At 68.0% G+C, this 13,009-nt stretch carries 15 protein-coding genes; 4 read left to right on the forward strand and 11 right to left on the reverse strand.

Features of this window, described 5'->3' with window-relative positions:
- Positions 1 to 36 precede the first annotated feature (36 nt).
- The 3 genes from FHU31_RS16950 to FHU31_RS16960 all read right to left on the reverse strand — a co-directional run bounded on the left by FHU31_RS16950 (position 37) and on the right by FHU31_RS16960 (position 3,075).
- Positions 37 to 1,008 carry an APA family fibronectin-binding glycoprotein gene (locus tag FHU31_RS16950; RefSeq protein ID WP_167160103.1) on the reverse strand — a complete coding sequence of 324 codons (972 nt, stop codon included), beginning with the start codon at positions 1,006 to 1,008 and terminating at the stop codon, positions 37 to 39.
- Between the two features lie 199 nt (positions 1,009 to 1,207).
- A complete protein-coding gene (locus FHU31_RS16955; protein WP_208410265.1) occupies positions 1,208 to 2,290 on the reverse strand; it encodes a sulfate/molybdate ABC transporter ATP-binding protein in 1,083 nt (360 codons plus the stop codon).
- On the reverse strand, positions 2,287 to 3,075 hold the full coding sequence (locus FHU31_RS16960) for an ABC transporter permease (RefSeq protein WP_167160107.1): 789 nt from the start codon (positions 3,073 to 3,075) through the stop codon (positions 2,287 to 2,289). Before FHU31_RS16960 ends, FHU31_RS16955 begins: the two co-directional genes overlap by 4 nt.
- A 129-nt stretch (positions 3,076 to 3,204) precedes the next feature.
- On the opposite strand from FHU31_RS16960, the gene FHU31_RS16965 reads away from it, so the two are divergent.
- The 3 genes from FHU31_RS16965 (at position 3,205) to FHU31_RS16975 (ending at position 6,462) form a co-directional block, all read left to right on the forward strand.
- Positions 3,205 to 3,876, forward strand: a complete 672-nt coding sequence (locus FHU31_RS16965; protein ID WP_167160109.1) for an SDR family oxidoreductase — start codon at positions 3,205 to 3,207, stop codon at positions 3,874 to 3,876.
- Between the two features lie 68 nt (positions 3,877 to 3,944).
- The gene (locus FHU31_RS16970) at positions 3,945 to 4,871 is read left to right on the forward strand and encodes an LLM class F420-dependent oxidoreductase (RefSeq protein WP_167160111.1); all 927 of its coding nucleotides are present in this window, start codon (positions 3,945 to 3,947) and stop codon (positions 4,869 to 4,871) included.
- Positions 4,872 to 5,082: 211 nt separating this feature from the next.
- On the forward strand, positions 5,083 to 6,462 hold the full coding sequence (locus FHU31_RS16975; RefSeq protein WP_167160113.1) for a type II NADH:quinone oxidoreductase Ndh: 1,380 nt from the start codon (positions 5,083 to 5,085) through the stop codon (positions 6,460 to 6,462).
- Positions 6,463 to 6,487: 25 nt separating this feature from the next.
- On the opposite strand, the gene FHU31_RS16980 is transcribed toward FHU31_RS16975, so the two are convergent.
- The 8 genes from FHU31_RS16980 to FHU31_RS17015 form a co-directional block, all read right to left on the reverse strand.
- Positions 6,488 to 7,114, reverse strand: a complete 627-nt coding sequence (locus FHU31_RS16980; RefSeq protein ID WP_167160115.1) for an urease accessory protein UreD — start codon at positions 7,112 to 7,114, stop codon at positions 6,488 to 6,490.
- A gap of 3 nt (positions 7,115 to 7,117) precedes the next feature.
- On the reverse strand, positions 7,118 to 7,798 hold the full coding sequence (ureG, locus tag FHU31_RS16985; RefSeq protein ID WP_167161116.1) for an urease accessory protein UreG: 681 nt from the start codon (positions 7,796 to 7,798) through the stop codon (positions 7,118 to 7,120).
- 25 nt (positions 7,799 to 7,823) lie between these two features.
- Entirely contained in the window at positions 7,824 to 8,486 is a 663-nt protein-coding gene (locus tag FHU31_RS16990) for an urease accessory protein UreF (RefSeq protein ID WP_167160117.1), read from the reverse strand.
- Positions 8,486 to 10,219, reverse strand: a complete 1,734-nt coding sequence (locus FHU31_RS16995; protein ID WP_167160119.1) for an urease subunit alpha — start codon at positions 10,217 to 10,219, stop codon at positions 8,486 to 8,488. The genes FHU31_RS16990 and FHU31_RS16995 overlap by 1 nt, the downstream gene beginning before the upstream one ends.
- Positions 10,216 to 10,533 carry an urease subunit beta gene (locus FHU31_RS17000; RefSeq protein ID WP_167160121.1) on the reverse strand — a complete coding sequence of 106 codons (318 nt, stop codon included), beginning with the start codon at positions 10,531 to 10,533 and terminating at the stop codon, positions 10,216 to 10,218. The genes FHU31_RS16995 and FHU31_RS17000 overlap by 4 nt, the downstream gene beginning before the upstream one ends.
- 123 nt (positions 10,534 to 10,656) lie before the next feature.
- Entirely contained in the window at positions 10,657 to 10,959 is a 303-nt protein-coding gene (locus tag FHU31_RS17005) for an urease subunit gamma (protein WP_090360872.1), read from the reverse strand.
- 72 nt (positions 10,960 to 11,031) lie between these two features.
- Positions 11,032 to 11,433, reverse strand: coding sequence for a PaaI family thioesterase (locus FHU31_RS17010; protein ID WP_167160123.1), 402 nt, complete (start codon positions 11,431 to 11,433; stop codon positions 11,032 to 11,034).
- Between the two features lie 157 nt (positions 11,434 to 11,590).
- On the reverse strand, positions 11,591 to 12,370 hold the full coding sequence (locus tag FHU31_RS17015; RefSeq protein WP_167160125.1) for an iron reductase: 780 nt from the start codon (positions 12,368 to 12,370) through the stop codon (positions 11,591 to 11,593).
- A gap of 214 nt (positions 12,371 to 12,584) precedes the next feature.
- Here FHU31_RS17015 and FHU31_RS17020 point away from each other — a divergent pair, with 214 nt between their 5' ends.
- The gene (locus FHU31_RS17020) at positions 12,585 to 13,001 is read left to right on the forward strand and encodes a BlaI/MecI/CopY family transcriptional regulator (protein ID WP_090360880.1); all 417 of its coding nucleotides are present in this window, start codon (positions 12,585 to 12,587) and stop codon (positions 12,999 to 13,001) included.
- The last annotated feature ends 8 nt before the right edge of the window (positions 13,002 to 13,009 follow it).

Raw genomic sequence — 13,009 nt, forward strand, 5'->3', positions numbered from 1 at the left:
CGATTAGACCTGCGAAACGGGCACGTTAGGCAAATATCAGCCCTGCGGCATCATCTCCGGCGGTGCGTCCGTGACGGGCACCGGCACGCCGACACCCGGCCTGGCCGGCGGTGCGTTGGGATCGACCGGCGGTGGCGGCGCATTCGGGTCCGGCGCCGGCGGCGGCGGCGGCGGACTCCAGGGGCGGATGGACTGTGCCAGCGCGGTGGCGGCGGCTTTGTCCACGGGGTGGTTGGCGGTGCCCAGCCACACGACGAACCAGCGCGAGGGTGCACGCTGGCCGCGCGGCACGCCGGCCGGGTTGGGCGCACCGACGACGCCGGCCCAGATCTGACCGGTCGGCTTGGTCGTGTCGGTGAACTTCACCTCGTAGTAGGACGCGGAGCCCGTCATATCGCCCGCGGCCAGCGGTGTCGTCTCCTGGCCGATCCGGGTGCCGGGGAACGGCATGAAGAACTCGCCCATATCGGAAGCCAGCCGCGCGGCCGCCTTCGAGTTGTCGGATTCGGCGCCGGCGAACAGCTTCAGGTCCAGACGGCCGAGCAGCACGCTGGTGTCGTTGGCCGGCTGCGCTGCGGTGCCCTGGGCGGGCGCGGGCTCGGTGCCGGCGGGCGGAATCTTGGTCAGCAGCGCCTGGCCGTAGGACAGCTGGGTGGCGTCGGCCACCTTCCAGCCGGGCGGCACGATGTAGCTGAAACCACCGGCCGCATTGTCGACCCGGCCCGGCTCCGGCGCAGGGGGCGGCGGTGGGGCCGGCGCGTTCGGATCGACCGGGGGTGCGTTGGGATCCACGGGCGCGGGTGCCGGTGTGGCGTTCGGGTCGGCGGGCACAGGCGGGGGCGCCGGTGTCGCATTCGGGTCCGCAGGTGCCGGCGCGGGCGTCGGGGCCGGGGGTACCGGGTCGGCATGGGACACCGCGATGGGGAGCGTCAGTGCGGCCGCAGCCGCAATCGCCAGTGCGGTCGATAAGCGCTTGCGGTGTGACGAGCGCGCGTCCGGCTGATCCATGGGGACGAAAATACCGTGTTACAGCCGTGACGCAAGTGTGAGTTGCTCTTATAGTGCCCATCTGGGAAGTAGCTGACCGCAAGGAAACTCGTGACAAAGTGCATTACCACATGTAGCTGTCCGGATGCGGCCATGGCTACGCCACCCCGTGCCGACGGGGTGGGTTTCATCCGGTATTTCGCCGCCATCGAGCGGGCTGTTACGACGCCGGCTGGATTCTCAGTTCCTGTGCCTTCACCGTGAAGAACACCCGCTCCCCCGGCGCCAGTCGCAATTCGGCGGCCGCCTCTGCGGTGATATCGGCCGCCAGACCCGGCGCGCCGTCGGGCTGCGGCGTGGCCCGCACCCGGATCGACGGTCCACGGCTGTCCAGCTCGGCCACCGTCACCTCCACCGCATTGCGCGGGCTACCGTGCGGCACCTCGCGGTAGACCGCCACCGCCGCCGGCGCGAACACCGCCACCGCCGGATCACCGGCCGCCATCCCGGACTCCGGGCAGCCGTGCCAGTGCGTATCCCAGTCGGTACGCAGCGCCCCGTCCGCCTGCCAGCGCCCGCGGACCAGATTCACCCCGGCGAACCGGGCACCGAACACGCTGCGCGGAGCGGCGAGGATCTGCGCGACGGGACCGAACTCCACCAGCCGGCCCGCCTCCACGACCGCCACCTGATCGGCGAGCGCCACCACATCCAGAAGGTCGTGGGTGACCAGGATCGCCGTCCGTCCGTCTCGGGTGAGCACCCGGCGAAGGACGGCACGTATCGCCGTCGCCACCGATACGTCCAGACCGGCCATCGGCTCGTCGAGCAACAGCAGGTCGGGTTCGGCGGCCAGTGCCCGCGCCAGCGCGACCCGCTGCGCCTGTCCCCCGGACAGCTGACGCGGCATCCGCCCGGCCAGCTCACCGACCCCCACCTCGGTCAGCCACGATTCGGCTACATCCCGAGAATCCCTGAGGGGCAACCGTTTTCCACTGCGCGGGCCGAACGCAACGTTGTCTCGTACGTTCAGGTGTGGGAACAGCAACGCCTCCTGCATCAGCAACCCGACCCGCCGGTCATGGGTCGCCACGTGGACACCGCCGACGCAGTCGGTCAGCGTCCGGCCACCGACGCGCACCGTCCCGTGGTCGGGCCGCACCACACCGGCCAACACATGCAGCAGCGTCGATTTACCCGCCCCGTTGGGGCCGAGAACGGCGAGCACCTGACCCGCGGCGACGGTGAGGTCGAGCCGAACATCCCGGCCGGTGACCTGCACGCTGACCTCGAGCCCGCTCATGTGGCCTGCCATGAGGTGGGCCGCAACCGCCGCGCGCCGAGTCCGACCACCACCAGTGCCGCCACCAGCACCAGCAGCACCGACAGCGCCACCGCTGCGTCGGCGTCACTCTCCCGCTGCAGGTAGATCTCCAGCGGCAGGGTTCGGGTGACACCCTCCCGCGATCCGGCGAAGGTCAGCGTCGCACCGAATTCACCCAGGGACCGCGCGAAGGCCAGCACCGAGCCGGACAGCAGACCGGGCGCGAGCAAGGGCAGCGTGACCCGCCGCCACACCGTGGTCGGGCGGGCTCCGAGCGTCGCCGCGACCGCCTCGTAGTCGGCGCCCGTGGTGCGCACCGCCCCCTCCAGGGCGATCACCAGGAACGGCAGCGAGACGAAGGTCTGCGCCAGCACCACCGCCACTGTGGTGAACGCGATCTGGACACCGGCTGCCTCCAGATAGCGACCGAGCAGACCCAGCCGGCCGAACGCGTACAGCAGCGCGATTCCGCCCACGACGGGTGGCAACACCAGCGGAAGCAAGATCACCGGCCGGAGCGCCCCGATCAGTCGAGACCGGCTCCGGGCCAGGACGAGCGCCATGGGGACGCCCAACACCACACATATCGCCGTGCTCGCGGCGGAGGTCCGCAGGCTCAGTTCCAGCGCGGTCAACGAGGCGCGGCTGGTGATCAGCGACCAGAAGTGCAGCCAATCGACCTTCGCCGCCATCGCCACCAGCGGCAGCAGCACGAACAGGGTGCCCACCGCGGCCGGCAGGTAGATCCAGCGCGGCAGCCCCATGGGCCAAACCCTAGGCGACCGACCAGCAGCCGGCGGGCTCATGTGGCGCGTCAGATTTCGCGGCCTAGCTACTGTCCAGTAACATCGTTTCGACTCGCTGTGTTCAGCGCTGAACAAGGAGGTAACCACATGGAGGTGCTGCTCACCGGCGGCGATACCGAGCTCGGCCGCGTGGTCGCCACCGGCTTCCGGGATGAGGGCCACAACGTGGTGCTCGCGGGTGTTCGCCGCGACGATCTCGAAGTCCTCGCCAAAGAGCTCGATGCGAGTTTCGTGGTCGTCGACAACACCGATCCGGCCAGCCTCGAAGCAGCGCGCGAAGCGTTTCCCCTGCACCTGGACTGCATCGTCAACGTGCCCGCGCCGGCACAGGTGGCCAAAGACCCGCGCACCTTCACCCTTGCCGACCGCGCCGCGGCCTGGCGCCAGACGCTCGACGCGACGCTGCTGTCCGCGGTGTTGACCGTCCAGGTGCTCGGCGATCAGCTGAGCTCGGGCGGATCGATCATCAACGTCGTTCCCGGCAGTCCGGGCGAGGGCAGCGCCGACGCCGCGATCAAGGCCGCGCTGTCGAACTGGACCGCCGGCCAGGCGGCCCATTACGGAATCCGTGGGATCACCGTGAACGCGGTGGCCACGGGCAAGAGCGCCGAGCCCGGGTACGACGGTGCGGCCGAGACGACACCGTCGGTCGCCGACGAGATCACGCGGTTGGCGCTGTTCCTCACCACCCAGTCAGCCCGGCACATCACCGGACAGACACTGCACGTGAGCCAGGGCGCGCTCGCCAATTTCGGCTGAGATATTCCCGCGTTCGCCCGCAGCTAAACGGGGTGCCCTCTCCGCTTCGGTGTGGTTACGTAAGTCCCATGGCGATTCGACTCGGACTTCAGATCCCCAATTTCTCCTACGGCACAGGCGTTTCCGAACTTTTCCCCACCGTCATCGCGCAGGCGCGTGAGGCCGAACAGGCCGGGTTCGACTCCGTCTTCGTGATGGACCACCTCTACCAACTACCCGGCCTCGGTGCCCCCGAGGAGCCGATGCTCGAGGCGTACACCACCCTCGGCGCCCTGGCCACTGCCACCGAGAAGGTGCAGCTGGGCACCTTGGTGACCGGTAACACCTACCGCAACCCCACGCTGCTGGCCAAAGCCATCACCACCCTGGACGTGATCAGCCAGGGCCGCGCCATCCTGGGCATCGGGACCGGCTGGTTCGAGTTGGAACACGACAGCCTCGGCTACGAGTTCGGTACGTTCACCGAGCGGTTCAAGAAGCTCGACGAGGCGCTCGAGATCATCCTGCCGATGCTCAAAGGCGACCGCGTCACATTCGACGGCACCTATTACAAGACTCAGGAAGCCTTCGCGAATCCCCGCTTCCGCGACCACATTCCGCTGATGATCGGCGGCAGCGGCGAGAAGAAGACGATCCCGCTGGCGGCCCGGCACTTCGACCACCTCAACATCATCGCCGGCTTCGACGAGTTGCCCCGCAAGGTGGCTGTGGTCAAGGAGAACTGCGAGAAGATCGACCGCGACCCGGCGACGCTGGAGACCAGCGTGCTGGCGATCGCCCTCATCGGCGAGCAGTACACCGCGGACATCATCCCGGACGAGTTCAAGCAGCAGGCGGTGTACGGCGCACCCGAGCAGGTGGCCGAGCAGCTCAAGGAGAAGGTGTACGACGCGGGCGTCGACGGCGTCATCCTGAGCGCCTTCACCATCGGTGGTTACACCCCCGGTGGCGTGGCGGCGGTGGGCGAGGCGCTGCGGCCACTGATCGCGGGGTGAACAGGCCCAAGGGGCAGGAGCGAAGCGACCCGGGGGTGAACAGGCCCAAGGGGCAGGAGCGAAGCGACTCGGGGTGAACAGGCCCAAGGGGCAGGAGCGAAGCGACCCGGGGGTGAACAGTCAGTGCAGTGCGCCATCTCACCGCACTGACTGAATCGGTACCGACTACCCTAGAGGTTGTATTGACAAAGTACGTCCGCTAGGAGCAGCAATGAGCCACCCCGGAGCTACGGCATCGGATCGGCATAAGGTCGTCATCGTCGGCTCGGGGTTCGGTGGATTGAACGCCGCGCAGGCGCTCAAGGGCGCCGACGTCGACATCAAGTTGATCGCGCGCACCACGCATCACCTGTTTCAGCCGCTGCTCTACCAAGTCGCCACCGGCATCATCTCCGAAGGTGAGATCGCGCCGCCGACGCGCCTCATCCTGCGCAAGCAGGACAATGCGCAGGTGCTGCTCGGTGATGTCACGCATGTCGATCTCGAGCGCAAGACGGTCGAGTCGGTTCTGCTGGGCCACACCTACAGCACCCCCTACGACACGCTGATCCTGGCGGCCGGCGCGGGACAGTCCTACTTCGGTAACGACCACTTCGCGGAGTGGGCGCCCGGTATGAAGACCATCGACGATGCGCTGGAATTGCGCGGCCGCATCCTCGGCGCCTTCGAGCAGGCCGAGCGGTCCAGCGACCCCGAACGCCGCAAGAAGTTGCTGACGTTCGTCGTCGTCGGCGCCGGCCCGACCGGCGTGGAGATGGCCGGCCAGATCCAGGAGCTGGCCGACCAGACACTCAAGGGCAGCTTCCGGCACATCGACCCGACCGAGGCGCACGTCATCCTGCTCGACGCCGCACCGGCCGTGCTCCCGCCGATGGGCGAGAAGCTGGGCCTGCGGGCCAAGGAGCGCCTGGAGAAGATGGGCGTCGAGATCCAGCTCAACGCGATGGTCACCGACGTCGACCGCAATGGCATCACCGTTAAGGACAAGGACGGGTCGATCCGGCGTATCGAATCGGCGTGCAAGGTGTGGTCGGCCGGTGTGCAGGCCAGCCCGCTGGGCAAGGAGCTGGCGGCGCAGTCCGATACCGAGATCGACCGGGCCGGGCGCGTCAAGGTCAACCCCGACCTGTCGATCCCGGGCCACCCCAATGTCTTCGTCATCGGCGATATGGCCTTCGTCGAGGGCGTCCCGGGGATGGCGCAGGGCGCCATCCAGGGCGGCAAGTACGTCGCGGCCATCCTGAAGAACGAGTCCAAGGCCCGACAGCACGGCACCATCCCCAAGCCGCGCGTGCCGTTCAAGTACTTCGACAAGGGCTCGATGGCCACGGTGTCGAAGTGGAATGCGGTGGCCAAGGTCGGCAAGCTGGAGTTCAGTGGTTTCATCGCCTGGCTGGCCTGGCTGGGGCTGCACCTGATCTACCTGGTCGGCTTCAAGACCAAGGTCGCCACGCTGTTGTCGTGGGCGGTGACATTCCTGAGCCGGCAGCGCGGTCAGCTGACCATCACCGAGCAGCAGGCCTACGCCCGCACCAGAATCGACCAGCTCGAGGAGATCGCCGCGGCGGTCGAACAGGAGCGGGCGAGCTAACCGGTCCGGCGGCGGGGGGAATCGGTCAGAGCCGCGCGCCCTGCCACGTCGCCAGGCAGCCACCCGCGGCCAGTTCGAGGACCGTGCCCGGGCTCTCGAAACTGGTTTGCGGGTACCGCAATTCGCTGACGCATGCGCGGGGACTGCCGAGTTCGTCATCGGCCACCGTCGCCGCACCCAACTCGACGCGGTGCCGCAGCAGCGGCACACCGTCCACATCGGCGTGCAGCGCTCCCGTCCAATACCCGTCGGACTCCCCCGATCTGCCGATCTGGACGCTTTCGCGCACCCTGACCCGGCCCGTCGTTCCCAATCGGAGCCGGGTCCCCGCCGCATGGCGGGAGCCGCCCGCGATGACGGTGGGTTGCAGGTCCAGATCGAGTTCGCCGTCCACCTGCAAGTCCCATGCACTGTGCGACTCGACGGTGGTCGCACTGGGGAGCACCATCGTGGCCGCCGCCGACCGCACCCGAAGCCGGGCCCCGGCCTCCACCACGATCCGCACGGAAATGGTGTCACCCCCGAGCGGGGTGGCCGCCGCGGACAGCAGATGCACGGTGTCGGCGGCGGTTCGACGAGCCGCCAGTGCGCCACTGCATTCGATGCGCGGACCGCGGTCGGGCCGTGCCACCAGCAGGATGTCGGAATGCACGGGCTAGCCCGAGACCGGAACCTGCAGTTGTTCGTGCACCCAGCGCAGCACCGGGCCTGCGGTGGGATCCTCGGTGAGCGAGATGAGGACGAACGGCCGGTCTCCCCGCACCGTGGTGGAGTCCCGGCGCATCACCTCCAGATCCGCCCCGACCATCGGAGCGAGATCGGTCTTGTTGATCACCAACAGATCTGAGAACGTCACCCCTGGGCCGCCCTTACGCGGCACCTTGTCCCCACCGGCGACGTCGATGACGAAGATCTGCACGTCGATCAGACCTGAGGAGAAGGTGGCCGTGAGGTTGTCGCCACCGGATTCGACGAGGATGAGATCCAGACCCGGATTCGTCTCGATCAGATCGTCGATCGCGTCGAGATTGGCGGTGATGTCGTCGCGGATGGCGGTGTGCGGGCAGCCGCCGGTCTGCACGGCCGCGATGCGTTCGTCGGGCAGCACGGCGTGGCGGCGCAGGAAGTCGGCGTCCTCGGTGGTGTAGATGTCGTTGGTCAGCACCGCCAGCGACAGCTCGTCGCGCAGCTGCCGGCACAGGGCGGCGGTCAGCGCGGTCTTACCGGAGCCGACCGGCCCCCCGATGCCGATGCGCAGCGGCTCCCCCGCGTGCCGTACCCGCTTGGGCCGGTCGGAGTGACTGTGCGGTTGTCCGTCGATGAAATGCGGTGGCATATCGGTCCTCATCAGCTCTCGAACTTCAGGAAACAAACAGGGGTCGCTCGCGTGCGGCGTGCTGTTGGGCGAGCACGTCGAGCAGGGGGTCGGACAAGTCGGCGAGCTCCTTGACCGCCGCAGCAGCGGTCTGCTCACACAATGGCGACAGTTCGAAGGTCAGTGCCGCGACATCGGCCGGGTCCAGGGCCAGCAGTCGCTGCGCCGCAGTCGCCGAGCCGGTCATCGTCGTGTAGACCAGCGACAGCGCCGTGTGCTCGGGGGCCACCGAAGCTGCCACGCCGACGACGCCGGCGGCCACCGCAAGATGTGGTTTGGCGCCCACCGGCCGCCAATCATGGTCGGGCCACACGCGCTTGGCCAACCTGGTCAATCCGCGTCCTTGCGCCCGGGAGGCCGCCCGCGCGGCGGGTGCCGGGGTGCGGGCGTCGGTTTCGGCATCGGCGACCGCGACGGTCAGTGTGCCCGTCTGCACCGCCACCGCCAGCGACGCGGTCACCAGACCCTGACTGCGGATCCGGCGCCGCAGGTAGGCGCGCAACGTCGCCAGGTCGATCACCAGCCCGGCGGTGATCGCCTCTTCCATACCACCGGAATGCACGTGCCCGCCGGTCGGCAACCGTGAATCCGCCAGTGCCAGAAGGGTTGCCAACCCGGGCGAACCAAGCGACGGGAAATCGAAACTCATCAGAACAGGAAGTAGCGCTGCGCCATGGGAAGTTCGGCCGCGGGCTGTTCGGCCCACACGTCACCGTCGATACGCACCGTGAAGGTGTCCGGATCGACCTCGATGCGCGGCAGCGCATCGTTGAGCGGCATATCCGCCTTGCCGATCTTGCGGACATTCTTGACCGCCACCAGTTTTCGTCGGATGTCCAGGCGGTCGGCCAGTCCGTCCTCGATGGCCTGCGGGGCCACGAAATGCACCGAGGTGGCGGCGGCCGCGACCGGAGTCGCGCCGAACATCGGCCGGGGCAGCACGGGCTGCGGCGTCGGGATCGACGCATTGGCATCCCCCATGGCCGCCCAGGCGATCATCCCGCCCTTGAGCACCGCGTGCGGGCGGACACCGAAGAACGCGGGTTCCCACAGCACCAGGTCGGCGAGCTTGCCGACCTCGACGGAGCCGATCTCGTCATCCAGGCCGTGCGCGACGGCCGGGCAGATCGTGTACTTGGCGACATAACGCCGGGCACGGTGGTTGTCATTTCCCTTGGCGCCGGCGATGTCTCCGCTGAGCGCGCCGCGGCGCTTCTTCATCACATGGGCGGTCTGCCAGGTACGCAGCACCACCTCGCCGATGCGGCCCATCGCCTGGGCGTCACTGCCGATCATCGAGATGGCGCCGATATCGTGCAGCAGATCTTCGGCGGCGATCGTCGACGGCCGGATCCGGCTCTCCGCGAAGGCCAGATCCTCCGGGATGCTGGGGTTCAGGTGGTGGCACACCATCAGCATGTCCAGATGCTCGTCGAGGGTGTTGACCGTGTGCGGCCGGGTGGGATTCGTCGAACTCGGCAGCACATTCGGGTGCGAGGCGACGGTGACGATGTCCGGTGCGTGGCCACCGCCGGCGCCTTCGGTGTGATACGCGTGGATGCCGCGGCCCTTGATGGCGGCCAGGGTGTCCTCGACGAAACCGGCCTCGTTGAGGGTGTCGGTGTGGATGTTGGCCTGCACGCCGGCGGCCTCGGACACCGTCAGGCACGCATCGATGGCGGCCGGCGTGGTGCCCCAATCCTCATGCAGTTTGAATCCGGCTGCGCCACCACGTAATTGCTCCCACATGGCCTCGGCGCTGACGGTGTTGCCCTTACCCAGCAGTGCCACGTTCAGTGGCCAGGAATCCAGCGATTCCAGCATCCGGGCCAGGTGCCAGGACCCGGGGGTGACGGTGGTCGCCTTGCTGCCCTCGGCAGGTCCGGTACCCCCGGCGATGATGGTGGTGATCCCCCCGCCGAGAGCTTCCTCCATGATCTGCGGGCAGATCAGGTGGACGTGGCAGTCGATGGCCCCGGCGGTGAGGATGCGGCCGTTGCCCGCGATGATCTCGGTGGACGGACCGACGACGAGGTCCGGGTGCACCCCGGACATGATGTCGGGGTTACCCGCCTTACCGATCGCCACGATCCGGCCGTCGCGAATGCCGACATCGGCCTTGACGATTCCCCAGTGGTCCAGGATGACCACGCCGGTGATGACGGTGTCGGGTGCCCCTTCGGCCCTGGTCGCCCTGGACTGCCCCATCGATTCGCGCAGCACCTTGCCGCCCCCGAACACCGCCTCGTCACCGGCCAGGCCGGGCCCACCGCTACGATCCTCGGTGATCTCGATGAGCAGGTCGGTATCGGCCAGCCGGATCCGGTCGCCGGTGGTGGGACCGAACAGTGCGGCGTAGCGCTCGCGGGACAGTGAGCTCACTGGTGCGGGTCCAATCTGCCGGGCGGGGTCAGGGACAGCCCGTACACCTCGCGGGTGCCGCTCAGCGGGACCAACGAAACCCGTTGGGCGATGCCGGGTTCGAATCGGACGGCAGTACCGGCCGGGATGTCGAGTCGGTGCCCGTGCGCGGCGGCACGATCGAAGTCGAGCGCGGCGTTGGCCTGGGGCAGGTGCACGTGGCTGCCCACCTGGACCGGACGGTCACCGGTGTTGACGACGTCGATGGTCAACCGCGGCGCGTCGGCGTTGAGCGCGATCTCGCCGTCGCCGTAGAGGAATTCGCCGGGAATCATGCGTGATCCGCCTCCGGCTTCTCACTTGCGGGAATCATGCGTGATCCGCCTCCGGCTTCTCACTTGCGGGAATCATGCGTGATCCGCCTCCGGCTTCTCACTTGCGGGAATCATGGGACCGCCTCATGGAATCGGATGGTGGACGGTGACCAGCTTGGTGCCGTCGGGGAAGGTCGCCTCGACCTGCACGTCGTGCAACATCTCCGGCACACCCTCCATCACCTGCTCGCGGGTGAGCACATCGCGTCCGCTGACCATGAGTTCGGCCACCGAGCGCCCGTCGCGGGCACCTTCGAGGATGTGATCGGTGATCAGCGCCACCGTCTCGGGGTGGTTGAGCTTCAGACCGCGCGCCTGACGTCGCCGTGCCAGGTCGGCCGCGTAGGAGATGAGTAACCGCTCTTGTTCATGCGGCGTTAAACGCATAGTGCGCGATATTGCCATGGCGCGCGGCAATCAGCAGCGCTCATGGCAATCGATCGGGTTTGTCGCCCGCGTCTACCCTTCGACGTTCTGCAGCCGGACCTGCCCGCGGGCGACCAGCTTGTCGTTCTCGTCGGTGATGGTGATGAGCCACAGTTGCTGGCGTCGCCCCCGGTGGATCGGCGTGGAGACCGCGGTGACCGTGCCGGAGCTGATGGCGCGCAGGAAGTCGGTGTTGTTGTTGACCCCGACCACGGTGCCGCCGCCGTGCTCGGCGAGCCAGACGTGGCCGGAGACACTGGCCAGGCTCTCCACGATCGCGCAGTACACACCGCCGTGCACGATGCCCCATGGCTGGAGCACCTTGTCGGTGATCGTCAGCTGGGCGCGTCCGCCGTCGGGCGTGACCTCCAGATACTTCAGTCCGAGTTCGTTGTCGAAGCCCTTGCCGAGGGTGTCGAGTCCAGGTGCCGTCACAGCACTCTTGTCTACACGGACCGCAGACCGAAATGCGGATGGGCCCCGCGCACGGTGTGCGCGGGGCCCATCCTTCGAGTGGACCGGGGGTCTCTGCAGCCCTCAGGACTCCGGCTCGGTCCGTTAGCCTCGCACAGACATAGTAGGCAAGGCTTGCCTAATTTTGCAAGGCCTTCCCCATCGGCATCCGGCTCGTGCCGCGGACCGGCAGACCGAATCCGACGAGCGCGTCCAGGATGGCCTGACTGCGGCGCATGCTCGTCAGCTCACTGGAGCCGGCCAGCAACGGCACCTGAGTGGCGGCACTGACCACGGCCGTGCCGACCACGTTCCACATGGCGGCGACGGGCATCGCCCCCTCGGTCACCTCGACGAGCTTGGCGAACAGCGGGCTCAAGGCGCGGTGACTGCGATGGGCCACCCATGTCGTGAGCGCCCCCTCACTGGGCAGCATCACGATCCCGTCCCGGGTGGTGCGCACCGCGCCCACACTCGAGCGGGTGGCCAGGTGCGGGTCATCGGGCAGCGCGCGCAGCGTCGGATCGACCACACCCACCCAGTCGATGGCGCCCTCGGAATCGACGTGCACCCACAGGTTCTCCAGTCCCGTGTCCCAGGCCCGGCCCTCCAGCACGATCAGCGGGACCACCCGGCCGACCACGACGTGGGCCAGGGTGGCGGCCAACTGCTGGGCCACCGCCGCACGGCTGTCGGTCTCGGCCACCGCCGCGTCGAACATGTGCTGCAGACGGTCGGTCGTGAGCACTTCCGCCAGCGGCCACCAACGTCGCCGGGACAGATCGCCCATCACGGCGACGCCGTAGACACGCGGACACTCCGGATACAACTCGCGAAGCCGCCGGCTCGATTCATGCAGCGGCAGGGCCCGCCGAATCGACATCCGGGCAATCAGCGGGTCGTCGACCACGACCGTCATCCGCACCTCCTCGTTCGGTTAGGTTAGCCTTACTATAGTCACACAAACGGGGAGGCCAAGACCTGTGACTCGACTCACAGACCACACGGAAACGCCGCGCGACCGGGAACGGAGGGCGCAGTCCCACACGTTGGACCAGGCACGGAAATCGGATACGACGCTCGGTAGTAAACGCGTAGTAGGCTTGTTTGATTGCTCAGGAGTGGAACGGAATATGGCCAAGTTGACGCGGCTCGGTGAACTCGAGCGTGAGGTGATGGACCACCTATGGACCTCGCGCGAGCCGCAGACGGTCCGGCAGGTGCACGAGGCGCTCGCGGCACGCCGCGATCTCGCCTATACGACGATCATGACCGTGCTACAGCGGCTGGCGAAGAAGAATCTGGTCATCCAGCATCGCGATGACCGGGCGCACCGCTACGCCCCCACCCACGGTCGCGACGAGCTGGTCGCGGGCCTCATGGTCGATGCGCTGGACCAGGCCGCCGACTCCGGCAGCCGCGAGGCCGCCCTGGTGCATTTCGTCGAACGAGTGGGCGCCGGTGAAGCCGCCGCGCTGCGCCGTGCACTGGCCGAGTTGGAGGCCAAGCACGATATTGCGCCGCCCGCTGGTAATTCGACCACCGGCTGAGAGACACT

The organism is Mycolicibacterium fluoranthenivorans, assembly GCF_011758805.1.
Taxonomy (GTDB): Bacteria; Actinomycetota; Actinomycetes; order Mycobacteriales; family Mycobacteriaceae; genus Mycobacterium; species Mycobacterium fluoranthenivorans.